Here is a 24307-nt window from a genome sequence, read left to right on the forward strand (position 1 = left end):
CAGGGCTGTTCGCGGACCCTCCCCGCCGGGGAGACGTACACCCCCTCGGGCGGTCCCCGCCGGGAAGTGCGGGACCGCCCCCGAGGGTGAAGCTTCTCGTGATATCCGGCCCGGACCGACGGTACGTCACCCCGGGGCCCCCGGCGCACGGTAGCTTTTCCCCGGGGCGCAGGCGCCGTGCCCCCGTGGCGGGTTCCCGGTCCTCCGATCGGGTCAGGGCGCCCGGCATCCGTACGTTCACGGCACGTCAACACAGTGTCCCTTTTGTAGAGGATCGCTCCCGATGATGTTTACTGTTGGTAATCTCGGGGCCTGGTGCGGAAGTGATCTCTGGGGCAGAATGTCAAGTGCTGTTCCGGACGAGAGCGGTACGGGCGCGAGGCCGCTGGGGAAGGCGCACCTCGTCCCACACTGGAGGTCCCGGTGACGACACGTGGAGTTCTGTACGTCCACTCCGCCCCGCGGGCGCTCTGCCCGCATGTCGAGTGGGCGGTCGCGGGCGTCCTCGGCGTGCGCGTCAGCCTCGACTGGATCAGACAGCCGGCCGAACCCGGCACCTGGCGCGCGGAGTTCTCCTGGCAGGGGGAGCACGGCACCGCCTCCAAGCTCGCCTCCGCGCTCCGCGGCTGGCACCTGCTGCGCTTCGAGGTGACCTCGGAGCCCTGCGCCGGCGCCGAGGGCGAGCGCTACAGCTCCACCCCCGGGCTCGGCATCTTCCACGCCGTCACCGGCATCCACGGCGACATCCTGATCCCGGAGGACCGGCTGCGCGCGGCCCTGGCCCGCTCCCTCCGGGGTGAGACCGCCCTGGAGTCGGAGATCGCCAAGCTTCTCGGCAAGCCCTGGGACGACGAGCTCGAACCCTTCCGCTACGCCGGCGAGGGAGCCCCCGTCCGCTGGCTGCACCAGGTCGTCTGAGGCCCGCGGAGGCCGCGCACCCGCACAACGGAGGGGCCCGCCCGGATCGCCCGGGCGGGCCCCTCCGCGCTGCCGCGCCGCGTCAGACCGTCCGGAAGGCCAGGACGACGTTGTGGCCGCCGAAGCCGAAGGAGTTGTTCAGCGCCGCGATCGTGCCCTCGGGCAGCGGGCGGGCCTCGCCGCGCACGATGTCGGCGTCCACCTCGGGGTCGAGGTTCTCGATGTTGATGGTCGGCGGGGCCGTCCGGTGGTGCAGCGCCAGCACGGAGGCCACCGTCTCCACACCGCCCGCGCCGCCCAGCAGATGACCGGTCATCGACTTGGTGGCGGAGACCGCCATGTGGTCGACGTCGTCCCCGAAGACCTTCCGCAGTGCCTTGATCTCGGCGACGTCCCCCAGCGGGGTGGAGGTCGCGTGCGCGTTGATGTGCGCGACCTCGGAGGGCTTGAGGTCGGTGGAGTCCAGCAGGTTCCGCAGGGCGTCCGCGATGCCGCGGCCCTCCGGCTCCGGCTGGGTGATGTGGTGGCTGTCGGCCGAGATGCCCTGGCCGAGCACCTCGCAGTAGACCCTGGCGTTCCGCGCGGCGGCGTGCTCGGCCGACTCCAGGACGACGACGCCGGCGCCCTCGCCGAGCACGAAGCCGTTGCGGCCCGCGTCGTACGGGCGGGAGGCGCCCTCCGGGTCCTCGTTGCTCTTCGACATCGCCATCATGTTGCCGAAGGCGGCGATGGGCAGCGGGTGGATGGCGGCCTCGGTGCCGCCCGCGACGACCACGTCGGCACGGCCGGTGCGGATCATCTCGACCGCGTAGCCGATGGCCTCGGCGCCGGAGGCGCAGGCGCTGACCGGGGTGTGCACGCCGGCGCGGGCGCCCACCTCCAGGCCCACGTTGGCCGACGGGCTGTTCGGCATGAGCATGGGCACGGTGTGCGGGGAGACACGGCGTACGCCCTTCTCCTTGAGCACGTCGTACTGGTCGAGCAGGGTGGTGACGCCGCCGATGCCGGAGGCGACGACCGCGCCCAGCCGCTCCGGGCGGACGGCGCCGGCGTTCTCCTCCGAGCCGGCCGCGCCGGTGAAGCCCGCGTCGGCCCACGCCTCACGGGCGGCGATCAGTGCGAACTGGGCCGAGCGGTCCAGCTTGCGCGCCACCGGCCGGGGCAGGATCTCGGAGGGGTCCACGGCCGCCGAGGCGGCGATGCGGACGGGGAGGTCGGCGAAGCGCTCGCCCTCCAGGGCCGCCACACCGGACCGTCCCGCGAGCAGGCCTTCCCACGTCGAAGCGCTGTCGCCACCCAGCGGTGTGGTTGCTCCGATACCGGTGACGACCACGGTGCGATTGGTCGAGTTCACAGGAATGTTCTCCACGAGTAGAGGGGTGCGGACCGCCACCGCCGGGGTGGCGACGAACGCTCGGCTCAGGCCTGGTGCTTGAGGATGTAGTCCGCGGCGTCGCCGACGGTCTTCAGGTTCTTGACGTCGTCGTCCGGAATCTTGACGTCGAAGCGCTCCTCGGCGGCGACGACGACCTCGACCATGGACAGCGAGTCGACGTCCAGGTCGTCGGTGAAGGACTTGTCCAGCTGGACGTCCTCGGTGGGGATACCGGCGATCTCGTTGACGATCTCCGCGAGACCGGCGACGATCTCTTCCTGCGTGGCGGCCATGATGGCGCTCTCCATTCGATGTGTTTCGGTGGTGCTTTCCGGATGAAAACAGGACGCGTGGTGACCGGATGCCCGTAACCGCGCGTTTCGTGCCTAGGGGAGAGTAACGACCGTGGCGGCGTAGACGAGACCCGCCCCGAAGCCGATGACGAGCGCGGTGTCCCCGCTCTTCGCCTGCCCCGTCGCCAGCAGCCGCTCCATCGCGAGCGGAATCGACGCTGCCGAGGTGTTGCCGGTGGTCTCGATGTCACGGGCGACCGTGACGTGCTCCGGCAGCTTGAGGGTCTTCACCATCGAGTCGATGATCCGCATATTGGCCTGGTGCGGAATGAAGACGTCCAGGTCGGCCGGGGCGATCCCGGCCGCTTCCAGAGCCTGCTGGGCCACCTTCGCCATCTCGAACACCGCCCACCGGAAGACCGCCTGGCCCTCCTGGGTGATGGCGGGGAAGCGGATGTCCGAGACGTCGGCGCGGCCGCGGTAGGCGTCCCAGGGCACGGTCTGCTTGATGGTCTCGGACTTGTCGCCCTCGGAACCCCAGACGCTCGGGCCGATCCCCGGCTCCTCGGAGGGGCCGACGACCACGGCGCCCGCGCCGTCGCCGAACAGGAAGGCCGTGGCGCGGTCCTCCAGGTCGGTGAGGTCCGACAGCCGCTCCACGCCGATGACGAGCACGTACTCCGCGCTGCCCTCGGTGACCATGCCCTTGGCGAGCGTCAGGCCGTAACCGAAACCCGCGCAGCCCGCGTTGAGGTCGAACGCGGCGGGCCGGCCCGCGCCCACCCGGTGGGCGATCTCGGTGGCCACGGCCGGGGTCTGCTTGAAGTGCGAGACGGTGGCGACGATGACGCCGCCGATCTGCTCCGGGCCGATCCCGGCGTCGGCGATGGCCTTGCCCGCCGCCTCGACCGACATCTCCGCCACGGTCTCGTCGGGCCCCGCCCAGTGCCGGGCGGTGATGCCCGAACGGGAGCGGATCCACTCGTCGGAGGAGTCGATGTGCTGCAGGATCTCCTCGTTCGGCACCACCCGTGTCGGGCGGTAGCCGCCGACGCCGAGGATGCGCGCGTACGGGGCACCCCGGCTCGGCCTGATCTTCGCGGTCATGCTTCTTCGGCTCCTATTCCGCGGCGGAGCGGGCGGGCGCCGCGTGCTCGGCGATGAGCTCGCGAGCGGCGTCGAGGTCGGCCGGGCTCTTCAGCGCCAGGGTCTTCACCCCGGGCAGCGCCCGCTTCGCCAGCCCGGTGAGGGTGCCGGCGGGGGAGACCTCCAGCAGCGCGGTGACGCCCAGCTCCTGGAACGTCTCCATGCACCGGTCCCAGCGGACCGGGTTGGAGACCTGGTTGACCAGACGCTCCACGGCGTCCCGGCCGGACGCGACGGCCCGGCCGTCCTTGTTCGAGAGGTAGGGAACGCGCGGGTCGGAGACGGTCAGATCCGTGACCGCTGCCTCCAGCTTCGCGACCGCCGGCGCCATGTGGCGGGTGTGGAACGCGCCGGCCACCTTGAGTGGCATGACGCGGGCCTTCTCCGGCTTCTCCGCGGAGAGCGCGGCGAGTTGCCCCGCCGTGCCCGCGGCGACGATCTGCCCGGCGCCGTTGATGTTGGCCGGGGTCAGTCCGAGCTTCTCCAGATGCGCCAGCACCTGCTCCGGGGCGCCGCCGAGCACGGCGGACATGCCGGTCTCGGTGACGGCGGCGGCCTCGGCCATGGCCAGGCCGCGGGTGCGCACCAGGGCGACGGCGTCCTCGTCGCTCAGCACTCCGGCGAGCGCCGCGGCGGTCAGCTCGCCGACGCTGTGCCCGGCGACGGCGCCGACCCGGGCCGGGATCTCCGCCCCGGGGTCGTCGAAGAGGGCGTACGCGGAGACCAGCCCGGCGGCCACCAGCAGCGGCTGGGCCACCGCGGTGTCACGGATGGTCTCGGCGTCGGCCTCGGTCCCGTAGTGCACCAGGTCCAGGCCGGAGACGGCCGACCACTCCGCGAGGCGTCCGGAGACGCCGGGGAGGTCGAGCCAGGGGGTCAGGAAGCCGGGCGTCTGAGCGCCTTGGCCGGGAGCGACGAGTACGAGCACTCTCACACTCTCTCGTGACGGTGGTCCCCGCCGCCCGTGGGGACAGGGACCAAGAACGGACAAGGGAATTGTTGCTATCCAACAAAGGCTCAGGGCTGTGAACCCGCGTCGGCGAGACGGCCCAGGATGAGTGCGATGCGCAGGGTGAACGCCGAGCGCACATCGGACGGAGACCAGCCGGTGACGTCCGTCACACGTCGGAGCCGGTAGCGCACGGTGTTGGGGTGGACGAAGAGCATCCGCGCGGCACCCTCCAGACTGCTGGCCTGCTCCAGATAGACGCTCAGAGTTTCCAGCAGCGCCGACCCGGCTTCCTCCAGCGGTCTGTAGATCTCCTCCACCAACTGCCGCCGCGCGGCGGCGTCTCCGGCCATCGCCCGCTCCGGCAGCACATCGTCCGCGAGGACGGGCCGCGGCGCGTCCGGCCAGGCGGCGCACGCCCGCAGACCGGCCGCGGCGGCCGCCGCCGAGCGGGTCGCGGAGAGCAGATCGCCCACGACGGGCCCGGCGACCACCGGGCCCGCCGCGAACGGCCCGATCAGATCCCGGGCGGTGCGCAGCGGATCGTCGCTGCCGCCGGCGACGACCACCAGCCGGCTGCCCAGCACCCCGGTCAGCACCTGCAGCTTCGCGTGGCGCGCGGCCCGCCGGATCGCCTCCACGGTCAGCTCGCTGTCGCCGTCGGGCGCCGTGCCCAGCACGACGCAGACGTGCTCCGGGGAGTTCCAGCCCAGCGCGGCGGCCCGGGACAGCGCACCCTCGTCGGCCTCCCCGGAGAGCACCGCGTTGACCACCAGGGACTCCAGCCGGGCGTCCCACGCGCCGCGCGCCTCCGCGGCCTGCGCGTACACCTGGGCGGTCGCGAAGGCGATCTCGCGGGCGTAGACCAGCAGGGCCTCGCGCAGGGCGCTCTCGTCGCCCGGGGCGGCGACCTCGTCGATCGCCGACTCCATGACCTCGATGGTCGTGCGCACCATCTCCACGGTCTGCCGCAGCGTGATGGCCCGGGTCAGCTCGCGCGGCGCGGTGCCGAAGACGTCCGTGCTGATGGCCTGGGGCGCCTCGGGATGCCGGAACCACTCGGTGAAGGCCGCGATACCGGCCTGCGCGACGAGGCCGATCCAGGACCGGTTCTCCGGCGGCATCGCGCGGTACCACGGCAGCGTCTCGTCCATGCGGGCGATCGCGTCCGCGGCGAGCGAGCCGGAGGACTTCTCCAGCCGGAGGAGCGTCGCGGCGTGCGGATGGCGGGCGGGGTCGGAAGGCGCGGTTTCAGGTTCGGGCACGGAACCAGCCTGCCTCATCGTGCGGCCATTCGGGGCCGGGGGTCCGGAGAGCGGGACCGGCGCCGCCCCTGGGGACGCCCCGGGGCAGGGGTGCCCCCGCGGTTCCCCGGGGCGCCTCACCCGGCCCGGGGTGTGCCGGAGAAGTCCCGGGGGGACGTCCCGGGGCCCTCGGCGAGAGGAGCCGGCGGGGGCCGGTCCGCCCGGGGCCGCGGAGCTGCCGCGCTGTCCCCCGGGGTGTCCTGTTCTCCGTCCCCGGGGCGGCCCGGGGACGCGGGACGGGGACCGGCGGATGTCCCGTGCCGCCCGGAGTGCTCCGGCTCGTGCCGCCGGCGCCTCTGCCGCTGCCGGCCGCTGCCGTGCGGGCGGCGGGGCCGGCTGGTGGCCGGCGCGGTCCCACCCCGAGCCGTTGACGAACGCCCCAGCCGTCCCAGCCGTCCCCGCAGCCACAGCCGCTTCCGGCCGTACCCCGCCGAGCCCGCGCGCGCCGCGTCCTCTACGGTGTGATCATGAACGAGGTCTGGCGGGCGGGCGCACGGTTCCGGGGCGGGGACGCGGGCGCCGGGATCGAAACCCTGCACGCGTTCTCCTTCGGGCGGTTCTACGACCCGGACAACCTGTCCTTCGGCCCGCTGATCGCCTGCAACGAGGAACGGCTCGCTCCCGGCGCGGGCTTCGCCTCCCACCCGCACCGCGACACCGAGATCGTCACCTGGGTCGTGGAGGGGGAGCTGACGCACCGCGACTCGGCCGGGAACACCACCAGGGTGCGCCCCGGCGACGTCCAGCGGCTCGGCTCGGGCAGCGGGGTGCGGCACGAGGAGCGCAACGAGGGCGAACGGCCGCTCGTCTTCGTGCAGATGTGGCTCAGCCCGCGCGAGCCCGGCGGCGAACCGGAGTACGAGATCGTGCGCGGCATCGCCGACCGCACCCCGCTCGCCGTGGACCGCGCGGAGGCGTATCTGCACATCCGCCGCCCGGACGCCGGGGCGCGGGTCGTCCTGCCGGACGCACCGCAGCTCTACGCCCACGTGGTGCGCGGGTCGGTGCGGCTGGCCGCGGCGGGCACACCCGGCACCGGCGTCCCGGAGACCGGCGCCGACGCGGACGGCGAGCTGCTGGTCCCCGGGGACGCGGCCCGGATCACGGACTGCCGGGGCCGCTTCCTCGTCGCCGAGGAACCCGCCGAACTGCTCCTCTGGGAACTGCCGTAGCACCGGACGGCCGGACGGCCGGACGCCCGGGCCGTCCCGGGGCCCGGCCTTCCCCGCCGCCGGGCGGGGCCGCGACGTCCCGGCGGCGAACGGTGCCGGGCACGACCGGTCACGCGCGGCCGGTCACGGGCCGGTGCGCCGGGAGCGCCCCGAGCCCTTCGCCGGCCGGTTCCCGGGCCGGGCGGTGCCGAGGGCTGCCGGGGAGAGGCGCGTCGAGGACGGCCTCCCCCCGGTACCGCCGGGATCGGGCAAGGTCAGGGCAGGTTGACGAACGGGGCGAGGAAGTCGCGTGCGGCGGGAGTGTCGAGGCGGTAGGCGACGTTGGTCGCGTAGCACACGGCGTCGCCGGTGATGGTGGTTCCCACCAGGGTCCGCCTCCCGTCGATCTCCGCGAAGTTGGGGCCGCCGGAGTCGCCGTAGCAGGCGCCGCCGTTGCCCTGCGGCTCCGTCATCGCCAGCCGGATCCAGGTCCGGTCGAGGGCGTTGAAGGAGAGCGGGGCCTTCATCCGGACTCCGCCGCCGGGGTGGGTGTGGCCGCCGGGCGCCCGGAGTGCTTGCTGGGTGCCGTAGCCGGCCACCGTGAAGCCGGTGTCGTTCAGGCCGCGCGGGCCGAGGTCACCGAGGCGGCCGGCGGCGGGAAGCGTGGCCGGGGTGAAGTCCCAGCGCTCCCGCATCTTCTCCGCGGGGAGTTCGATCACGGAGATGTCGTGGGTGTCGGACTGCGGGCCCGGGTACTCCGGGTGGCTGTGCGCCTCGCCCCGTACCGCGACCTCCGCGGCCACGGCGGCGGGGTCGCCCGGGTGCCGGGCCTCCGCGTCGTCCAGCGCGGACTGGACGTCCTGGTCGAGCGAGACGTGGAAGCGGACGTTGTCCGGCCAGTCGGTGGTGCAGTGCGCGGCGGTGAGGAAGGTGTTCTCGTCGACCATCGTGCCGGAGCAGACCCAGTCCACCCGGTCGGGGGTCGCCGGGTCGCCGTCGTTGTCCCAGGTGGCCACGAGGGCACCGACCTCGGTGCGTTCGGGCGCGGGGGTGGAGTTGTACGAGTTGACGGCCGCGGCCGGCAGGGTCGCCGCCAGTGCCAGGCCGGCGGTGGCCGAGGCCACGGCGATCGACTTCGCCAGGGTGGAGCGGGTGGAGCGCGGTTGTGTGGTGGCCCGCAAGATAAGCCCCTTCGCTGATGTGTCCGGCGGGTGCCGTGCGCCTGGTGGGCGGCACGGAACGAACGAACGGACGTTCGGCTGTTTGCTGCTCTCAGCGCCGGCGGGGCGCAGAACATCACCCGGGGCGTGGCGGCAGGGCGGGACGCCCGACCCGGTTCAGCCCGTCCGGCCGCCCAGTTCGGCGAGGACCGCGTCGGTGAACGGGGGCCAGGCGTCGATCGCCCACTGGCCGAAGTCCCGGTCGGTGAGGACGACACAGGCGGCACCGCCGGAGCCGGCGTCCGGGTCGACCCAGAGGAAGGTGCCGGTCTGGCCGAAGTGGCCGAACATCCGGGGCGAGGAGGAACTCCCCGTCCAGTGCGGGGACTTGCCGTCCCGGATCTCGAAGCCCAGCCCCCAGTCGCAGGGGCGCTGGTGGCCGTAGCCGGGCACCACGCCGTTCAGCCCGGGGAAGACCACCTGGGTCGCGGCGGCCACGGTCTGCGGGTGCAGCAGCCGCGGGGCCTGCACCTCGGCCGCGAACCGGGCCAGGTCGGCGGCGGTGGAGACGCCGTCCTTCGCGGGGGAGCCCGGCAGATGGGTGGCGGTCATGCCGAGCGGTTCCAGCACCGCCTGCCGCAGATAGTCGGGGAACGCGATCCCGGTGGCCTCGGCGATGTGGTCGCCCAGCGCCTCGAAGCCCGCGTTGGAGTAGATGCGGCGCTCGCCGGGGGCCGCCATCGCCCTCGGCTGGTCGAAGGCGAGCCCGGAGGCGTGGGCCAGCAGATGGCGGACCGTGGAGCCCTCGGGCCCGGCGGGCTCGTCGAGTTCGACGGCACCCTCCTCGTACGCGACGAGCACGGCGTAGGCGGCCAGCGGCTTGGTGACCGAGGCCAGCCGGAACCGGTGGTCCTGCGGGCCGTACGACCCGGCGAGGCTGCCGTCGGCCCGGACGACAGCGGCCGCGGCGGTGGGAACCGGCCAGTTCTCGATCATCCGCAGACTTTCCATGGTCAGGAGCCTAACCCGCCGCCGGGCGGCTCCTGCGCCCGGCCGAGGACGGCGCCACCGGGTTCCCCGGCGGCGGAAATCCGGGACGGCTTCCGGGGCCGGGGCCGGGGCCGGGACCGGCAGTGGCACCGGGGCGCGGGTGTGCCCGGAAGCGGGACGCGGTGCCGAAGTGCGAACCGGCCGGTGCGAGAGCCGGCCCGCGGCCGGGGTACGCGGCCCCGACGCGGGTACGCGGCCCGGACGTGCCGGGAATGGCCGGAAAGAAATCCCGCGCCGCTTGCTTCGAGTGCACTCCAAGCTCTTAACGTGAGCGGCGAGCGTCCGGTGAGCCGCGAACCAGGAAGGCGGTCGGCGATGAGCGTGGTGAAGAGTGCGCCCGTACGGCGGGACCTGTGTGCGTCGGAGCTCCCGGAGCACCCGCGCCCGGCCGGGCAGGACGCGTACACCATCAGCGAGGTCTCGGCCTGGACCGGGCTGACCGCGCACACCCTGCGCTGGTACGAGCGCATCGGCCTGATGCCGGACGTGCTCCGCTCGCACACCGGCCAGCGCCGCTACACCAACCGCGACCTCGACTGGCTCGACTTCGTCGGCAAACTGCGGCTGACGGGGATGCCGGTCGCGGACATGGTGCGCTACGCGGAGATGGTCCGCGCGGGCGACCACACCTACGCCGGGCGGTGCGAGCTGCTGACCGCTCACCGCGAGGACGTCCGCCGGCGGATCACGGAACTGCAGGACACCCTGGACGTACTCGACTACAAGATCAACCTCTACACGGAAGGACCCGGCACCGCATGAGCCACAGCCAGGAACGGATCGCCCGCACACCCCTCGGCACCGGCGGCCCCGAGGTGGGCGTGCAGGGCCTTGGCTGCATGGGCATGAGCTTCGCCTACGGCCCCACCGACGAGGCCGAGGCCCGCGCCACCCTGGAACGCGCCCTGGAACTGGGCGTCACCCTCTACGACACCGCGGACATGTACGGGATGGGGGAGAACGAGCGGTTCCTCGCCCCCTTCGTGGCCGCCCACCGGGACGAGATCACCCTCGCCACCAAGTTCGGCATCGTGCTCGACCCGGACGACCCGTCCAAGCGCGGCATCCGCAACGACCGCCCGTACATCCGGCAGTGCGCCGAGGCCAGCCTCCGCCGGCTCGGCGTGGACGTCATCGACCTGTACTACATGCACCGCCGGGACGTGAGCGTGCCCGTCGAGGAGACCGTCGGCGCCATGGCCGAACTGGTCCAGGAGGGCAAGGTCCGGCAGCTCGGACTGAGCGAGGTCACGGGGGACGAGCTGCGCGCCGCGCACGCCGAACACCCCATCGCCGCCGTGCAGTCGGAGTGGTCCCTGTTCAGCCGGGACGTGGAGCGCACGGCGGTGCCGGCCGCGGCGGAGCTCGGGGTGGCCTTCGTTCCGTACTCGCCGCTCGGCCGGGGCTTTCTGACCGGGGCGTTCACCGACGCCGGGAAGGAGCTGACCGAGGACGACTTCCGCCGGACGATGCCCCGCTTCACCGGCGAGAACGCCGAGGCCAACGCGGCGCTGCTGGAGCCGGTGCGGAAGGTCGCCGGGGCGCACGGGATCACCCTCGGCCAGACCGCGCTGGCGTGGGTGCACCAGCAGGCGGAGCGGTACCCCGGGCTGAGCGTCGTCCCGATCCCCGGCACCCGCAAGCGCTCCCGCGTGGAGGAGAACACCGCCGCCACCCGCGTCCGCCTGACGGACGAGGACCTGGCCCTGCTCGCCCCCATCGCGGACCGCGTCGCGGGCGGCCGCTACCCGAACATGGCCTTCACGTCGGCCGGACGGGAGTAGTTCCGGACCCGCCGGACGCGGCGACGGAGGCGGCCGGGGCCCGGGTGCCGACCGCCTGCGCGGCGGCTCCGGGCTTTCGGGTGCGCTCGGGTCAGCGGCGGATGAGGCCGAGGTCGGTGGCGGTGGCGACGGCGGCGGTACGCGAGTCGACGCCGAGTTTGGCGTAGACGCGGGCCAGATGGGACTTGACCGTTCCCTCGGTGAGGTGGAGCCGGTCCGCGATGGCCTGGTTGGACAGACCGTCGGCGACGAGGGCGAGGACTTCGGTCTCACGCCGGGTCGGGGCGGCGCCCGGCGCGCGCAGCCGGTTCATCAGCCGGTCGGCGACCGTGGGCGCCAGCGTGGTGCGTCCGGCGGCCGCGGTGCGTACGGCGGCGGCCAGGTCCTCGGGCGGGGCGTCCTTGAGGAGGTAGCCGGTGGCGCCGGCCTCGATGGCGGGCAGCACGTCGGCGTCGGAGTCGTACGTGGTGACGACCAGCACGCGGGGGGCTCCCGGCCGGGCGGTGATCCGGGCGGTGGCTTCGGCGCCGCCCATGCCGTTGCCGAACTGCAGATCCATCAGCACGACGTCGATGCCGCCCTCGGCGGCGCGGGCGACGGCGTCCTCGGCGGTGGCGGCCTCGGCCGTGACGACGAGGCCGGGTTCGGTTTCCAGCACGGCGCGCAGCCCGGCCCGTACGACGGGGTGGTCGTCGGCCAGGAGCAGGCGGACGGGGGTCTCGGTCACGGGCGGGCCTCGGTCTCGGTCTCGGCCGGTGGGGTGAGGGGCACCCGTGCGGCCAGGGCGGTGCCGCGGCCGGGGGCGGATTCGACGGTGAGGGTGCCTCCGAGGGCCTGGGCGCGAGCGCGCATGGCGGCCAGCCCGAACCCGCCGGCCCCGGGGTCGGGGGCGACCGGACGGGCGGGGTCGAAGCCGCGTCCGTCGTCGACGATGTCGAGGACGACGTGATCGCCGAGGTAGCCGAGGGTGACGTCGGCGGTGGTGGCCTCGGCGTGCTGGACGGTGTTGGCCAGGGCGGACTGCGCGATGCGCAGCAGCGCCACCTCGTGCGCGGTGGCGAGCGGGGCGGGGGCGCCGGTGAGGTGGAAGCGCGCGGTGAGCCGGTGCCGGGCGGATGTGGTGGCGCACAGACGTTCCAGGGCTTCGGCCAGGGTGGTGCCTTCCAGCGTGGGCGGAGTGAGGGCGGCGACGAAGCGGCGGGCCTCGGCGAGGCTGTCGACGGCTGCTTGCCGCGCCTGGCCGACGTGGCGGGCGGCGTTCCGCGGCTCCTGGGGCAGGGCGCGTTCGGCGGCGCGCAGCAGCAACTGGATGCTGGAGAGGCCCTGCGCGAGGGTGTCGTGAATCTCGCGGGCCAGGCGGTCGCGTTCGGCCAGCACGCCGGCGGTGTGCTGGGCGGCGGCCAGGTCGGTGCGGGTGGCGGTGAGCTCCTCGATCAGTCCGCGGCGGTGTTCGCTCTCCCGGTACAGAGCCTGATATCCCCACACCACCGCGACGGCCACAGCGGCGCCGAGCGCCGGGCCGATGGCCATGGCGGGGCTGAAGGAGCGCTGGTGGGTGGCGAAGCCCGCGACGGCCGCGGCGGCCGTGACGGTCACGGCCGCCAGTCCGGCACGGCGGGACAGCAGGTGCAGCTGGAGGAAGTACAGCGGGAAGGCCACCCACACGGCGTCGGGGGACAGGGCGAGCAGCACCAGCCACACCACGCCCACGGCGGCCAGCCAGAGTGCGGCGGCCCGCCGCGAGCGGCGTACGCGCGGCAGTACGGGCCCAGCCGCGTACACCAGGCCGCATGCGCCCGCCGCGGTGACGATCCACCCGGCGTGCGGCCGGTCGCCGGTCAGGGCCCGGCCGGCAGCCAGGGCGAGCAGGCCGATGATCAGCAGATGCAGGGACCAGGCCAGGGCCCGGGTGGTCGGGGTCAGCGCGGGGGCAACGGTGTTCACAGTGCTTACCAGGCTACGGAGGCCGGCGCCCCGGGGCCTCCATCGAAAGTGAGAACCCGTGTGCCGTCTTCCGGCCCGCGAAGTGCCGTCCTGCGCCGGACGCGCACACGGGGGTCCGGCCGCGATGGTGGAGCCACACCGCTTCCGCCGCCGGAAAGGACAGCCCACGGCCGTGTTCGTCGCCTGGAGAGACCTCAAGTTCGCCAAGGGGCGCTTCGCCCTGATGGGAACCGTCATCGTACTGATCACCCTGCTGGTCGGACTGCTGTCCGGGCTGACGGCCGGACTGGGCCGGCAGAACATCTCCGCGATCACGGGACTGCCCGCCGACAAGATCGCGTTCCAGGCCCCCGGTGACGGCCGGGACCTGTCGTACTCCGACTCCACCGTCAGCGAGCGGCAGTGGCGGCAGTGGTCCGGGGCGCCCGGCGTCGAGAGCGCCGAACCGCTGGGGATCACCACGACGAGGGCCACCGCCGGGGACCGGAGCACCGGGGTCTCGGCCTTCGGCGTCGAGCCCGGCTCCCGCCTCGCCCCGGACGGCGACAAGATCAGCGACAGCGCGGTGGTGCTGTCCACGGCGGCCGCCGAGGATCTCGGCGTGAAGCCCGGCGACTTCCTGACCCTGGCGGGCCGGCGGTTGACGGTGGCCGCCGTCCAGGGCGACGCCCACTTCAGCCACACTCCGGTCGTCTGGACCAGCCTGCACATCTGGCGGAAGACCGCGCCGCCCACCGGCAGCGGCCAGGGCCCGACCGCCACCGTCATCGCCCTGAACACCACCTCCGGGGCCGATACGGACGCCACCGACCAGCAGGCCGGCACCAGGACGGTCTCCATCGGCGACTCGCTGTCCGCGATCGGCTCCTACACCTCCGAGAACGGCTCCCTGCAGCTGATGCGCGGCTTCCTGTTCGCCATCTCCGCCCTCGTCATCGGGGCCTTCTTCACCGTCTGGACCATCCAGCGCAGCGGCGACGTCGCCGTCCTCAAGGCCCTGGGCGCCTCCACCACCACCCTCCTCAAGGACGCCCTCGGCCAGGCCGTCGTCCTGCTCGCCGGCGGCACCCTGCTCGGCACCGGCATCGCCGCCGCCGTGGGAGCGCTCGTGGCCGGCTCCGCCGTGCCGTTCCTCCTCACGCCCACCACCGTCCTGCTCCCGGCCGCCGTGATGATCCTCCTCGGCGCCCTCGGAGCCGCCCTGTCCATCCGCCGCATCACCTCCGTCGACCCGCTGACCGCCCTGGGGAGCGCCCGATGAGCCTGAACCTGACCGGCGTCACCCTCACCTACCCCGACGGCGACACCCGCCTGACCGCCCTCGACCGGGTCGGTCTCGATGTGCCCAAAGGCAGCCTGACCGCCGTCGTCGGACCCTCCGGCTCCGGAAAGTCCAGCCTGCTGGCCGTCGCCGCCACCCTCACCGCCCCCGACACCGGCACCGTCACGGTCGACGGCACGCCCACCACCGGCATGACCCGGGGCGAACTGACCGAACTGCGCCGCCACAAGATCGGCATCGTCTTCCAGCAGCCCAACCTGCTGCCCTCCCTCACGGCCGCCGAACAGCTCCAGGTCATGGCTCAGATCGACGGCCGCAAGCCCCGCGCCGCCCGGAACCGGGCGATGGAACTCATCGACGCCGTCGGCCTGACCGGCCAGGCCGGCCGCCGCCCCCACCAGCTCTCCGGCGGCCAGCGCCAGCGCGTCAACATCGCCCGCGCCCTGATGAACGACCCCGTCGTCCTCCTCGTCGACGAACCCACCAGCGCCCTCGACCACGAGCGCGGCGCCGCCGTCATCGACCTCATCACCCGTCTCACCCGCCGGCAGGGCACCGCCACCGTCCTGGTCACCCACGACCGCACCCACCTCACCGCCGCCGACCGGATCGCCGAGGTCCGTGACGGGCGCCTGCGCCTCCCCGCCACACTCCGCTGACCGGCCGCTGCCGGCCGACCGGGTTCCGGCCTCGGGCGCGGTAGGTCCGGGAAGTGCGGCCGCGGCGCTCCTGCTCGTCGAGCGCCGCCGGCCCGATGACATCCGGCACCCGTGGCAGGCGCGACCGACGACGACGTCGTCACCCTGCTCCCTGCGCAACGTCGCCGCTACTACGCCGAGCCGGGCACGGCTCCGGAGTCCGGCGATGGCTCAAGAGCAGGCGACGACGCCTCCATGCCGGCTCCGGGCATATCGCCGCCTGGGCGACGGCAGACTCCGCACGCGATCCCGGGAAAGACATGACCCGGCACCAAGGCGTCAAGCACGGCTGGCAGCTGTGGCGGCTCAACAGGGTCGGGCAACGAGCTCAGATCCCACCACGCGATCCAGGCGTGCGCGCCCAGACTGGCCTGTTCACCGGGCAGCAGGCCGGTCCTGCTGAGCGCTGGCCGCTCATCGGCGAATTGAGCGACGAAGAAACGCTCCGTCCCGATGTACCGCTTGCGGTTCCACTGCACATCGCGGTTCACCGGTACCGACCGGTCAAGGACCGCGGCCGGATCGAGTCCGGTCTCCTCGGCCAACTCGCGTCGTGCCGCCACCAGAGGCGTTTCGCCGGGCTCGATGCCGCCACCGGGCGGCTCCCAGAGCCACGCCCCGGTGAATGGATCACGCCAGTGCAGAAGGAGCAGGCGATGGGCAGCGTCCAGGCAGATGACCCGGGCGGCAGGCCGGCACGTTGTCTCCACGCCCTGACGGTATGCCGTTCCCGAAATGCAGATCAAGAGCTGAGCGGTGTTGCTGGACATCCCCAAGACGGCCTGGGGCGGCAAGCAAGCACTGCCGGGTTGTGTGTGAGTCGAGCGCTGAAGCAGGCCAACGACATGGCCGACGTCCTCGCCGACCGGCCCGGTGGCGGCCTCAGCTCAGCGACGCGGTGAAGGCCGCCCAGGCGGTGGGGGCGATCGTCAGCGTCGGGCCGCTCCGGTGCTTGGAGTCCCGGATGTGGACGGCGCTGGGGCCGGTGGCGCCCTCGGAGCAGGCGTTGTCCTGTGCCGGAGTGAGCATGGATCTCCCCCCGGAGTAAGCGACCTCCAGGCAGTCGCCCCCCTCGTCGCCGCTGTAGCTGGACTTGAACCAGGTCGTCGGTGCGTCGTTCATCGCTCTCCCAGCAGCCGGTCCAACAGCCCTGTGGATTCATCCGGATTGAGGGCCTGGGACCGCAGCATCGCATACTTCCGGTTGAGGATGGACACCTCGTCCAAGTCGGTGATCAGCTGGCTGCCACGCTGTGTTTCGGTATAGGCCACGTGCTGATGTTCAGGGGTCTCCAGCAGGACGAACGGGCCGTTCAGGCCGGCGTGGCCGGTGCGTCCGAGCGGCATGATCTGGAGAGAGACATCGGGGGAGTCCGACGCATCGCGCAGACACCGGAGCTGTTCCGCGTACACGTCCTCGCCGCCCAGCCGGTCCAGCAGCACGGGCTCCCAGATGACGAAGCTCAGCGTGGGCGCGGGCTCCCGGTGAAGACTCTGCCGGCGTGCCATGCGGGCTGACACCTGGTCTTCGATCTGCTGCTCGCTGTAAGAGGGAACCCGGCTGCGGAAAACCGCTCGTGCGTAGCGTTCGGTCTGCAACTGCCCCGGCAGGACCTGGTTCTGGTAGGAGGACAGCGCGATCGCTTCCCGCTCCAGATCGACGAACTCCTCCGCCCAGGCCGGGATCCGGTCCACCTCCGGCATGTTGTCGACGGCGACCGACAGCGCGCCCTTGGTGTCGAGGTATTCGTCGAAACGCTGGGCGAGGTCGGGCTTGAGAGGGCGGCGGCCCTGCTCGACGGAGGCGACGGTCTCCTCGGCGAGGTTGAGCCGCGCCGCCAGCTCCCGCTGGGTGAGGCCCGCGGCTTCGCGGAAACAGGCGAGCTGCCTGCCGACCAGCCGCAGGGCCGAGGCGTTCTTCCGGTGCCGTTTCACGGTGCGCATATCCGAGCCAACTCCCCGTCCCTCGGCGTGCGTCACGCCCCGGCGCCCGTACACGGAATTCGTACGGGGCGACGCACTGCAAGAAGGGTGTCACGGACGGTGATGATCGCCCGCATGGAACAGCTGACTCAACACCCTTTTGAGCGACACCAGTTCGTCATGGACACGGACAGCGGCCGGATCGGCGAGGTCATGGACTTCCAGGACGGTCTGCTCCAGCTCCGCCCGCCCCGGGGCGGTGTGGAGTGGGACTGCCGGCCTGAGGCGGCGAGGGCCGCCGAACCCGGTGAGGAGCTGAGCGCCCGGGTCGCGCAGGCCAACCACCGGCACCGGAGGTGGTGACCGCCACCGTGGACCCGTCCCCGGCACGGTCGGCTGACCGCGGGGCCGGCCGCGCCCGGGCGTTCCGGCGCGCCGTCTGCCCGGGGCACGGGTCCGGTCGGGCCCGGGCCGGGTCCTGCCTGTGGCCCCGCGTACAGAAACGGTCGCCTGCGGACCCGGCTCACCGGCCGGGCCGGCACCCGGCCGGGCCCGCGGGCGGCCGGGTCACAGCTCCGCGAGCAGTTCCGCCTTCTTCGAGGTGAACTCGTCGTCCGTGAGCAGACCTGCGTCGTGCAGGGCGCCGAGGTGGCGGATGCGGTCGGCGACGTCCGCCGGGTCGGGGCGGGCCTGCGCCGGGGCCTCGGCGGTGAGGACGGGAACGGGGGAGCGGCGCCCCGGGCGGCCGGGGCAGGCGGCGGTGGCCGGTTCGGCGGCCTTGACGGCCTCCAGCACCGAGGCCGCGAACGGCAGGGACTCGTGGACGAGTCCGTAGCCGAGTCCGAAGACCACCGCCGCCGGGTCCTGGTCGGCGTCGCCCGGCGCCGCGTTCTCCGTGCCCCGGCGCAGCAGCCGCAGGTGGCCGTCGAAAACCTCGGGGGAGCGCCATTCGACGCCCTCCAGCTCGCCCACCGGGAAGGTCTGGTCCCCGGCCTTCCACTTGGCGGAGGAGGCGCCGGTCCAGAACCAGCGGAAGGTGACGTTCCGGCCGTCGAAGGCGGCCTTGCCGTCGTACGCCTTGAAGCTGAGCGGCGGCGGAGGGGCAGCGACCAGATGGCAGGAGGCGGGGTCGGCGGCGTCCGGGCCGAGCGCGGAGCGCAGTTCGTCCGCGTAGTACTCGGCGAGCAGTTCGCGCTCGGCGGGCAGGACGAGCCGGTAGGGGTCCGAGCCCTCCTTGAGCTGTCCGCCCGCCACGTCCATCAGCGGGTCGGCGCCCGGCCGGGGCACGGCCCGCAGCACTATCGTTCCCTTTCTGCCGGGAGCGAGCTCCACGGCGGACAGCGCCTCGTACGGGACGCGTCGCTCGCCGAGCACGTGGAAGAGTCTCGGCGTGCGGATCCCCCGTTCGAAGCGGATGAGCACGGAGTCCGTGTCGAACTCCCAGACGGTGTGAAAACCGGCCAGCACATCACCCATACGGCTCATCGTATGCGGCGCCGGACCGCCCGTCCCCCCTCCGTGCCCTGCGCGCGTCACAGCGCCCGGTGCCCGGGGCCGGCGGGCCGCCCGCAGCCCGTCCCGCCGGACGGGCAGCTCACGGCGGCGAGGTCGCCCACGCCGACCCGGGCGAAGTTCTCCAGGCTGGCGGTGCCCGGGACGAAGTAGCCGGCGTGCCCGGTGGCCCCCGCGGCGGAGAGCAGCCGGGCGCCGAACGCCGGGGAGACCGGGTCCACGCCGTGGCCGAGCGCGCCGAACTCCAGGTTCGGCACGTCCTCGATCCAGTCGTCGGCGTCTCGGGTGGCCCAGATCCGGGCCCGTCCGCCGAGGTCCGCGACCCGCTCGGCCCGCATCCCGGGGCTGCCCGCGACCGCTATGTCGGTGACCCGGGAGGGCAGCGAACGGGCGGCGACACCGCAGACCACGGAGCCGTAGCTGTGGCAGAACAGGGCGACGCTCGACGTTCCGGGCAGTGCCCGGACCAGCGACCGCAGGGTGACGGCGCCGGCCGCGGCGAGCCGGCCCGCGGCGGCGTCCATGCCGATGCCCGCGGGGCTGGTGTAGTCGGCCCAGGCGATGACGGCGGTACGGACCCGGGGCGCGGCCGCCCGCTCGGCGCGGTGCAGCGCCCGTGCCATGCCGGCCGGTGCCGCGTACGTCCGCCGGGTGCGCTCGAAGGTGAGCAGATCGGTGTCGACGCCGGGCACCACGATCGAGACCCGCTGGGCGGAGTCGAGGTCGCCGAAGACCTCCGCGACCCTGCCGGGGCCGGTGGGGTCGAAGGCGAGGATCTGCCGGTTTCCGTCCAGCAGCGAGCCGTAGCGGTGCATCCGGCGGGCCGCCTGCCGCCGGCCGAGCTCGGTGAGCCGGTCGTCGTGGAGCCGGGCCCGCTCGGTGCCGATCGCCTGCCGCAGCGCGGTGCGGTTGGCCCGGTAGCGCAGGGCCGCCGGGGCGCCGTTCAGGTTGCCGACGACCAGCGCGTGGCGCTGCGCGAGCCGCCGGCGCTGCTTCTCGCCGAGTGACCGGAAGAAGGCCCTGACGGCGGCCGGGGAGGCTTCGGGGCGGGGGAGTCTCCGCCCGTCGACCGTCGCGCGGTTCCAGGCGGCCTGCGCGGCGGCGCGGGCGCCCGGCTGCGGGCGGTGGGTGCGGATCGCGGTCCAGCCGGTGGTGGCCAGGAGCATCAGCACCAGGCCCAGGACGAGCGCCGCCCGCGAGGCGGGGGAGCCGCTGAACCAGGAGGTGGGGGAGGAGCCGAGCTCAGACAAGGAAGACACTGCGCCACACCCTAGGAGACCGGCGCTGCCGAATCGTTATCCGGCGGGAGACCGTGAGTCATTTCACGTTTGAGGCCGGGCATAGCGGTCGCAAGGGATGACCGTGTCCCGGCGGACACGGGGGCCGATACCGGGTGAATGCCGAGGTGGGGGCCGCGATGGGCCGGGGCGGGGACGGGAGGAGGCGGCCCCGGTACGCGGGCGGACGCGGCGGACGCGCGGGCCGGAGCGCCCCCGGGGGCGTGGGCGCGGACGCCGGAGGGGACGGAGACCGCGGACCGTTGTCGCGGGCCCGGCGCGCGGCCGTGCGGCGGCCGGGCCCGGGCCGGCGCGGGCTGGTGTGCGGGCGGGCCCCGGGGAGCACGGGCCGTCGCCGCGGGCGCCCGCGTGCGGCAGGCGGCGCGCGGCGGACGGCGGCCCGGGGCCGGACCCCCGGCGCAGCCGGGATCAGCCGGCCGGCGGGTGCGGCCGCTCCAGGGCCAGCGCGGGTCCGATGGCGTCGAGATGGCACTCGGTGAGCCGGCGCAGCGCCTCGGCGCTCGCGTCCGGCCCCGCGCCCCAGACGCGTCCGGTCATCCGCATTACGCCGGTGAAGGCGGCGACGAGGACCCGCGGGCGGAGGTCGCGGGCCGGGTCCGCCCCGGCCCGGCGGGCGATGTCGCGGACGAGCCGGTCCTCCAGCTCCGCCGAGCGGCACATCGCGGTGGCGAGCAGGGCCGGTGTCGACTCGATGACCTGGTACATCCGCATGTGCAGCCCGGGCTCCACGGTCTCCCCGACGGCCGCCCCGAAGGTGTCCCAGGTGACGGAGACGGCCCGGCGCAGCGCGGTCAGCGGGGGCTCGCAGTCCGGGCGGGCGCCGAAGGCGTCGAGGAAGTGCTCCTCGACGAGGTCGTGGACGGAGAAGGCGACCGCCTCCTTGCCGGCGAAGTAGCGGAAGAAGGTCCGCTGGGAGACCCCGGCGGCCTCGGCGATCTCGTCGACCGTCGTCTCCTCGTAGCCCCGGGTGGTGAAGAGTTCCAGGGCCGAGCGGATCAGCGCGTCACGGGTGTGTCTCTTCTTGCGTTCGCGCAGCCCGTCCGGTGCCGCGCCCGCGGGGTGCCCAGTCGCCACCTTCGGGCCGCCTCTCGCTCGGTTCCGCCGCTGTTCTCCCAGTGTTCTCCCTGCTCGGGGAGGGTGTGAGTAGCGTGACAGTTACCGGCCCGGGAAACGGTTTGTCAACTGTCAGTCGCTGCCATAATCTCCGGGCCATGACGTCTCAGACCACCGTCGCCGACGACGCGGCGCCGGACCTCACGAAGCCCGGGCCCCGCAAGGGCCTGCGGGGACACCCCTGGCTCACTCTTCTCTCCGTCGCGATCGGCGTGATGATGGTCGCCCTCGACGGCACGATCGTCGCGATAGCCAACCCCGCGATCCAGCAGGACCTCGGGGCCTCGCTCGCCGACGTCCAATGGATAACCAACGGCTATCTGCTCGCCCTCGCCGTCTCGCTCATCACGGCGGGCAAACTCGGTGACCGCTTCGGCCACCGCCAGACCTTCCTCATCGGCATCGCCGGCTTCGCCCTCGCCTCGGGCGCCATCGGCCTCTCCGCGAGCGTGCCGCTGGTGGTCGGCTTCCGCGTCCTCCAGGGCCTCTTCGGCGCGCTGCTGATGCCGGCCGCGCTGGGTCTGCTGCGGGCCACCTTCCCGGCCGAGAAGCTCAACATGGCCATCGGCATCTGGGGCATGGTCATCGGCGCCTCCACCGCGGGCGGCCCGATCGTCGGCGGTCTGCTGGTGGAGCACGTCAGCTGGCAGTCGGTCTTCTTCATCAACGTGCCGGTGGGTATCGCCGCCCTGCTGATGGGCGTGCTGATCCTGCGGGACCACCGCGCCGAGAACGCGCCGCGCTCCTTCGACATCCCCGGCATCGTGCTGCTGTCGGCCGCGATGTTCTTCCTCATCTGGGCGCTCATCAAGGCCCCCGCCTGGGGCTGGGGCGACGGGCTCACCCTGGGCTTCCTGGCCGCCGCGGTGGTCACCTTCGCGGTGTTCGCCGTCTGGGAGACGAAGGTCCGCGAACCGCTGATCCCGCTGGGGATGTTCCGCTCCGTGCCGCTGTCCGCGGGCACGGTGCTCATGGTGCTGATGGCCTTCGCCTTCATGGGCGGGATCTTCTTCGTCACCTTCTACCTGCAGAATGTGCACGGCATGAGCCCGGTGGACAGCGGGCTCCACCTGCTGCCGCTCACCGGCATGATGATCGTGTCCTCGCCGGTCGCCGGCGCCCTCATCACCAAGGTCGGCCCGCGCGTTCCGCTGGTCGGCGGCATGGTGTTCACGGCCGCCGCCATGTTCGGCATGTCGACCCTGGAGCCGGACACCGGCAGCGGCGTCATGTCCCTGTGGTTCGTCCTCCTGGGCCTCGGCCTGGCGCCGGTCATGGTCGGCGCGACCGAGGTGATCGTCGGCAATGCGCCGTTGGAGCTCTCCGGTGTGGCGGGCGGTCTGCAGCAGGCCGCGATGCAGGTCGGCGGCAGCCTCGGCACGGCCGTGCTCGGCGCCACCATGGCCTCCCGGGTCGATGCCCAGTTGCCCGGCAACTGGGCGGACGCCCAGCTGCCGCCGGTGACCCCGGAGCAGATGGCGAAGATGTCCGAGGCCGTGGAGGTGGGCATGCCGCCGCTCACCAAGGAGACGCCGCCGCAGCTCGCCGAGATCATCACCGGTGTCACCCACGAGACGTTCGTGTCCGGCATGGGCTTCTCGTTCACCGTCGCGGGCGGGGTCGCCGTCCTCGCCGTCGTGGTCGCCCTCTTCACCAACCGGGGCGTCAACGCCGGGGCCGGTGCCGGGGGCGCGCACATCTGAGGCGGCGGCGGGCGGGTTCGCGGCCGCCCGGCGGCCGGGAGGCCGGGGAGGCCCCGGCGGGCAGTCCGGCAGTCCGGTAGTGCGGTAGTGCGGCAGTCCGGCAGTCCGGACCCGTGGGCACCCCGGCAGTCGGCGCGGACAGGCGTCCGGAACAGTCAACTCCATTTACCGCCAGTCCCGTTGGGGTCATCCCCGGCGGGACTGTCGTCCGTCCGGGTGGCATCGCCCGGAGACCCTTGGCGGCGGAGGGGGCGGCCGGAGAGGCTCGTCGTGGAAGCGCCGCCGGGCATCCGCCCGCCGGCCGGCTGTATGCCCGCGCCCCGGCGGCGCGGCATCTCACGGGGGAGTGATCCTTGATGCGCCATGTCCTGACGACCGCCGCCCTGACCGCCGCCGCGGCGGCCACCACCCTGGTCACGGCAGGTCCGGCCGCCGCCACGTCCGCTGCCGCCGCGCCGGCCGCCGCCGACGAGTACGCGACCGTGTCCGCGGCACCCGCGGCACGGCCCGGACCCGCCGCACCGGCCACAGGGCCCGCGGCGCCGGCCACGGGCCCCGCCGCACGGGCCGCCGGCCCCGCGCCCTCCTCCGGCTCCTGCCCGTCCGGGGCGTTCTGCCTCTGGGACCACCACGGCTACAGGGGCACCCGCAGCGCCCACGAGCTCTCCGGCACGGACATCGAGAGCTGCATCCCGCTGCCCGCCGGTGCCTCGGCGGGCTCGCTGGCCAATCGCACCGGCCGGCCCGTCACCACGTACCAGAGCGCCGAGTGCGGGGAGACGGGCGAGTTCGACACCTACCCGGGCGGCGGCACCTGGGTGCCCGACTCCCCGTACCGGGTCCGGGCGTTCAAGATCTGGGAGAACTGACTCCCGGCCCGCCGCCGTTCCGTCCGGCCGGCTCCGGGACGGCGGCGCCGCTCGCCCCGGCCGCCGCGAGCTCCGCGCGCAGGGACTTGACCTCGGCGGTGAGCTCCGCGATGGCCGCCGTCTGCCGCTGCTCCTCGGCGTTCTCGCGGTCGAACTGGGCGATGAACCAGGCGGCGATGTTCGCGGTGACCACACCGAGCAGGGCGATACCGGAGAGCATCAACCCGACCGCCAGCACCCGGCCCAGCCCGGTGGTCGGGGCCAGATCGCCGTAGCCGACGGTGGTCATGGTCGTGAACGACCACCACACCGCGTCGCCGAACGTCTTGATGCTCCCCTCGGGGGCGTCCCGTTCCACTTCCAGGACGGCCAGCGAGCCGAACAACAGCAGCCCGGCGCACGACCCGGCCACATAGGTGGTGAGGCGGATCTGGGCGGTGGCCGCCGCCAGCCGCGCCCGGTGCCCCGCCAGCAGCAGCCCGGAGACCAGCCGCAGCAGCCGCAGCGGCTGGAGCAGCGGGAGGGCCACGGCGAGGACGGCGAGCGGATTCTCACGGAGGAACCGCAGCTTCCGGGGGGACAGGTGCAGCCGGACGGCGAGATCCGCGGCGAAGGCCGCCCAGACCCCCCATTCCACCGCCCGGCCGGCCTCGCGCACCCACGGATCACTGTCCGGCAGCACGATCGGCACGGCGTAGGCGGCCGCGAACAGCAGGGACAACGCCAGCAGCGGTCCCTGGGTACGGCGCTCCCAGCGCTCCCTCTTCCGCAGGCCGGACGGTGTCTCACTCATGGTGTGAATCGTATGGGAGTGCGGGGGAAGGCGGAGAGCAGCC

The 24307-nt window shown here is 73.6% G+C and carries 25 protein-coding genes; 9 read left to right on the forward strand and 16 right to left on the reverse strand.

All coding sequences use genetic code 11. The features are described from left to right. Positions 1-423: 423 nt before the first annotated feature. Positions 424-918, forward strand: a complete 495-nt coding sequence (locus KBZ10_RS10170; RefSeq protein ID WP_210987211.1) for a DUF3145 domain-containing protein — start codon at positions 424-426, stop codon at positions 916-918. Positions 919-1000: 82 nt separating this feature from the next. On the opposite strand, the gene fabF is transcribed toward KBZ10_RS10170, so the two are convergent. The 5 genes from fabF to KBZ10_RS10195 all read right to left on the reverse strand — a co-directional run bounded on the left by fabF (position 1001) and on the right by KBZ10_RS10195 (position 5946). After that, positions 1001-2272 (reverse strand): beta-ketoacyl-ACP synthase II, encoded by a 1272-nt coding sequence (fabF, locus tag KBZ10_RS10175; RefSeq protein ID WP_210987212.1) that lies wholly within the window; start codon positions 2270-2272, stop codon positions 1001-1003. Positions 2273-2337: 65 nt separating this feature from the next. Beyond that, entirely contained in the window at positions 2338-2586 is a 249-nt protein-coding gene (locus tag KBZ10_RS10180) for an acyl carrier protein (RefSeq protein WP_030545387.1), read from the reverse strand. A 93-nt stretch (positions 2587-2679) separates the two neighbouring features. Next, positions 2680-3693, reverse strand: a complete 1014-nt coding sequence (locus tag KBZ10_RS10185) for a ketoacyl-ACP synthase III (protein ID WP_210987213.1) — start codon at positions 3691-3693, stop codon at positions 2680-2682. Positions 3694-3706: 13 nt separating this feature from the next. After that, positions 3707-4660: an ACP S-malonyltransferase gene (locus tag KBZ10_RS10190; protein WP_210987374.1), complete on the reverse strand. Its 954-nt coding sequence runs from the start codon at positions 4658-4660 to the stop codon at positions 3707-3709. 89 nt (positions 4661-4749) lie between these two features. Continuing rightward, positions 4750-5946, reverse strand: a complete 1197-nt coding sequence (locus KBZ10_RS10195) for a CdaR family transcriptional regulator (RefSeq protein ID WP_210987214.1) — start codon at positions 5944-5946, stop codon at positions 4750-4752. A 506-nt stretch (positions 5947-6452) separates the two neighbouring features. On the opposite strand from KBZ10_RS10195, the gene KBZ10_RS10200 reads away from it, so the two are divergent. Beyond that, positions 6453-7157 carry a pirin family protein gene (locus tag KBZ10_RS10200; RefSeq protein WP_210987215.1) on the forward strand — a complete coding sequence of 235 codons (705 nt, stop codon included), beginning with the start codon at positions 6453-6455 and terminating at the stop codon, positions 7155-7157. A 254-nt stretch (positions 7158-7411) separates the two neighbouring features. On the opposite strand, the gene KBZ10_RS10205 is transcribed toward KBZ10_RS10200, so the two are convergent. Together KBZ10_RS10205 and KBZ10_RS10210 are read right to left on the reverse strand one after the other, a co-directional pair. Continuing rightward, on the reverse strand, positions 7412-8317 hold the full coding sequence (locus KBZ10_RS10205) for a trypsin-like serine protease (RefSeq protein WP_247702125.1): 906 nt from the start codon (positions 8315-8317) through the stop codon (positions 7412-7414). A gap of 156 nt (positions 8318-8473) precedes the next feature. After that, on the reverse strand, positions 8474-9307 hold the full coding sequence (locus tag KBZ10_RS10210; RefSeq protein WP_210987216.1) for a serine hydrolase: 834 nt from the start codon (positions 9305-9307) through the stop codon (positions 8474-8476). A 354-nt stretch (positions 9308-9661) separates the two neighbouring features. Between KBZ10_RS10210 and KBZ10_RS10215 the strand changes: the two genes are divergently transcribed. Both KBZ10_RS10215 and KBZ10_RS10220 read left to right on the forward strand, forming a co-directional pair. Beyond that, on the forward strand, positions 9662-10108 hold the full coding sequence (locus KBZ10_RS10215) for a MerR family transcriptional regulator (RefSeq protein WP_210987217.1): 447 nt from the start codon (positions 9662-9664) through the stop codon (positions 10106-10108). Then, a complete protein-coding gene (locus tag KBZ10_RS10220) occupies positions 10105-11130 on the forward strand; it encodes an aldo/keto reductase (RefSeq protein ID WP_210987218.1) in 1026 nt (341 codons plus the stop codon). Before KBZ10_RS10215 ends, KBZ10_RS10220 begins: the two co-directional genes overlap by 4 nt. Positions 11131-11221: 91 nt before the next feature. Here KBZ10_RS10220 and KBZ10_RS10225 read toward each other — a convergent pair whose 3' ends face one another. Together KBZ10_RS10225 and KBZ10_RS10230 are read right to left on the reverse strand one after the other, a co-directional pair. After that, positions 11222-11857, reverse strand: coding sequence for a response regulator transcription factor (locus KBZ10_RS10225; protein WP_210987219.1), 636 nt, complete (start codon positions 11855-11857; stop codon positions 11222-11224). Then, positions 11854-13074: a sensor histidine kinase gene (locus KBZ10_RS10230; RefSeq protein WP_210987220.1), complete on the reverse strand. Its 1221-nt coding sequence runs from the start codon at positions 13072-13074 to the stop codon at positions 11854-11856. The genes KBZ10_RS10225 and KBZ10_RS10230 overlap by 4 nt, the downstream gene beginning before the upstream one ends. 172 nt (positions 13075-13246) lie before the next feature. Between KBZ10_RS10230 and KBZ10_RS10235 the strand changes: the two genes are divergently transcribed. Together KBZ10_RS10235 and KBZ10_RS10240 are read left to right on the forward strand one after the other, a co-directional pair. After that, the gene (locus KBZ10_RS10235; RefSeq protein WP_210987221.1) at positions 13247-14335 is read left to right on the forward strand and encodes an ABC transporter permease; all 1089 of its coding nucleotides are present in this window, start codon (positions 13247-13249) and stop codon (positions 14333-14335) included. Then, positions 14332-15015, forward strand: coding sequence for an ABC transporter ATP-binding protein (locus tag KBZ10_RS10240; RefSeq protein WP_210987222.1), 684 nt, complete (start codon positions 14332-14334; stop codon positions 15013-15015). The genes KBZ10_RS10235 and KBZ10_RS10240 overlap by 4 nt, the downstream gene beginning before the upstream one ends. A 170-nt stretch (positions 15016-15185) precedes the next feature. On the opposite strand, the gene KBZ10_RS10245 is transcribed toward KBZ10_RS10240, so the two are convergent. The 3 genes from KBZ10_RS10245 to KBZ10_RS10255 all read right to left on the reverse strand — a co-directional run bounded on the left by KBZ10_RS10245 (position 15186) and on the right by KBZ10_RS10255 (position 16997). Continuing rightward, positions 15186-15824, reverse strand: a complete 639-nt coding sequence (locus KBZ10_RS10245) for an NUDIX hydrolase (RefSeq protein ID WP_210987223.1) — start codon at positions 15822-15824, stop codon at positions 15186-15188. A 112-nt stretch (positions 15825-15936) separates the two neighbouring features. Then, on the reverse strand, positions 15937-16176 hold the full coding sequence (locus KBZ10_RS10250; protein ID WP_210987224.1) for a DUF397 domain-containing protein: 240 nt from the start codon (positions 16174-16176) through the stop codon (positions 15937-15939). Then, on the reverse strand, positions 16173-16997 hold the full coding sequence (locus KBZ10_RS10255) for a helix-turn-helix transcriptional regulator (RefSeq protein WP_210987225.1): 825 nt from the start codon (positions 16995-16997) through the stop codon (positions 16173-16175). The genes KBZ10_RS10250 and KBZ10_RS10255 overlap by 4 nt, the downstream gene beginning before the upstream one ends. Before the next feature lie 114 nt (positions 16998-17111). Between KBZ10_RS10255 and KBZ10_RS10260 the strand changes: the two genes are divergently transcribed. Next, complete coding sequence (locus KBZ10_RS10260) at positions 17112-17339, forward strand: hypothetical protein (protein WP_210987226.1); 228 nt, start codon at positions 17112-17114, stop codon at positions 17337-17339. A gap of 204 nt (positions 17340-17543) precedes the next feature. On the opposite strand, the gene KBZ10_RS10265 is transcribed toward KBZ10_RS10260, so the two are convergent. From KBZ10_RS10265 to KBZ10_RS10275, 3 genes are all read right to left on the reverse strand, one after another. Further along, entirely contained in the window at positions 17544-18452 is a 909-nt protein-coding gene (locus KBZ10_RS10265; RefSeq protein WP_210987227.1) for a DUF4429 domain-containing protein, read from the reverse strand. 56 nt (positions 18453-18508) lie between these two features. After that, positions 18509-19747, reverse strand: coding sequence for an alpha/beta hydrolase (locus KBZ10_RS10270; protein ID WP_307847325.1), 1239 nt, complete (start codon positions 19745-19747; stop codon positions 18509-18511). 447 nt (positions 19748-20194) lie between these two features. Next, positions 20195-20860: a TetR family transcriptional regulator gene (locus KBZ10_RS10275; protein ID WP_210987228.1), complete on the reverse strand. Its 666-nt coding sequence runs from the start codon at positions 20858-20860 to the stop codon at positions 20195-20197. A 137-nt stretch (positions 20861-20997) separates the two neighbouring features. Here KBZ10_RS10275 and KBZ10_RS10280 point away from each other — a divergent pair, with 137 nt between their 5' ends. After that, positions 20998-22602 carry an MFS transporter gene (locus KBZ10_RS10280; protein WP_210987229.1) on the forward strand — a complete coding sequence of 535 codons (1605 nt, stop codon included), beginning with the start codon at positions 20998-21000 and terminating at the stop codon, positions 22600-22602. A gap of 356 nt (positions 22603-22958) precedes the next feature. Further along, on the forward strand, positions 22959-23471 hold the full coding sequence (locus KBZ10_RS10285) for a peptidase inhibitor family I36 protein (RefSeq protein WP_247702127.1): 513 nt from the start codon (positions 22959-22961) through the stop codon (positions 23469-23471). Here the strand turns inward: KBZ10_RS10285 and KBZ10_RS10290 are convergent. After that, a complete protein-coding gene (locus tag KBZ10_RS10290) occupies positions 23452-24264 on the reverse strand; it encodes a potassium channel family protein (protein ID WP_210987230.1) in 813 nt (270 codons plus the stop codon). The genes KBZ10_RS10285 and KBZ10_RS10290 overlap by 20 nt on opposite strands. Between the last annotated feature and the right edge of the window lie 43 nt (positions 24265-24307).

The organism is Streptomyces sp. F63 (assembly GCF_018070345.1).
In the GTDB taxonomy this organism is placed as follows: domain Bacteria; phylum Actinomycetota; class Actinomycetes; order Streptomycetales; family Streptomycetaceae; genus Streptomyces.

Excerpts from the sequence above, each read along its gene's own strand:
- KBZ10_RS10180 (WP_030545387.1), bottom strand. The coding sequence starts at position 2,586 with ATGGCCGCCACGCAGGAAGAGATCGTCGCCGGTCTCGCGGAGATCGTC.
- KBZ10_RS10185 (WP_210987213.1), bottom strand. The coding sequence starts at position 3,693 with ATGACCGCGAAGATCAGGCCGAGCCGGGGTGCCCCGTACGCGCGCATC.
- KBZ10_RS10200 (WP_210987215.1), top strand. The coding sequence starts at position 6,453 with ATGAACGAGGTCTGGCGGGCGGGCGCACGGTTCCGGGGCGGGGACGCG.
- KBZ10_RS10210 (WP_210987216.1), bottom strand. The coding sequence starts at position 9,307 with ATGGAAAGTCTGCGGATGATCGAGAACTGGCCGGTTCCCACCGCCGCG.
- KBZ10_RS10215 (WP_210987217.1), top strand. The coding sequence starts at position 9,662 with ATGAGCGTGGTGAAGAGTGCGCCCGTACGGCGGGACCTGTGTGCGTCG.
- KBZ10_RS10220 (WP_210987218.1), top strand. The coding sequence starts at position 10,105 with ATGAGCCACAGCCAGGAACGGATCGCCCGCACACCCCTCGGCACCGGC.
- KBZ10_RS10240 (WP_210987222.1), top strand. The coding sequence starts at position 14,332 with ATGAGCCTGAACCTGACCGGCGTCACCCTCACCTACCCCGACGGCGAC.
- KBZ10_RS10245 (WP_210987223.1), bottom strand. The coding sequence starts at position 15,824 with ATGTCCAGCAACACCGCTCAGCTCTTGATCTGCATTTCGGGAACGGCA.
- KBZ10_RS10250 (WP_210987224.1), bottom strand. The coding sequence starts at position 16,176 with ATGAACGACGCACCGACGACCTGGTTCAAGTCCAGCTACAGCGGCGAC.
- KBZ10_RS10255 (WP_210987225.1), bottom strand. The coding sequence starts at position 16,997 with ATGCGCACCGTGAAACGGCACCGGAAGAACGCCTCGGCCCTGCGGCTG.
- KBZ10_RS10260 (WP_210987226.1), top strand. The coding sequence starts at position 17,112 with ATGGAACAGCTGACTCAACACCCTTTTGAGCGACACCAGTTCGTCATG.
- KBZ10_RS10265 (WP_210987227.1), bottom strand. The coding sequence starts at position 18,452 with ATGGGTGATGTGCTGGCCGGTTTTCACACCGTCTGGGAGTTCGACACG.
- KBZ10_RS10280 (WP_210987229.1), top strand. The coding sequence starts at position 20,998 with ATGACGTCTCAGACCACCGTCGCCGACGACGCGGCGCCGGACCTCACG.
- KBZ10_RS10285 (WP_247702127.1), top strand. The coding sequence starts at position 22,959 with ATGCGCCATGTCCTGACGACCGCCGCCCTGACCGCCGCCGCGGCGGCC.
- KBZ10_RS10290 (WP_210987230.1), bottom strand. The coding sequence starts at position 24,264 with ATGAGTGAGACACCGTCCGGCCTGCGGAAGAGGGAGCGCTGGGAGCGC.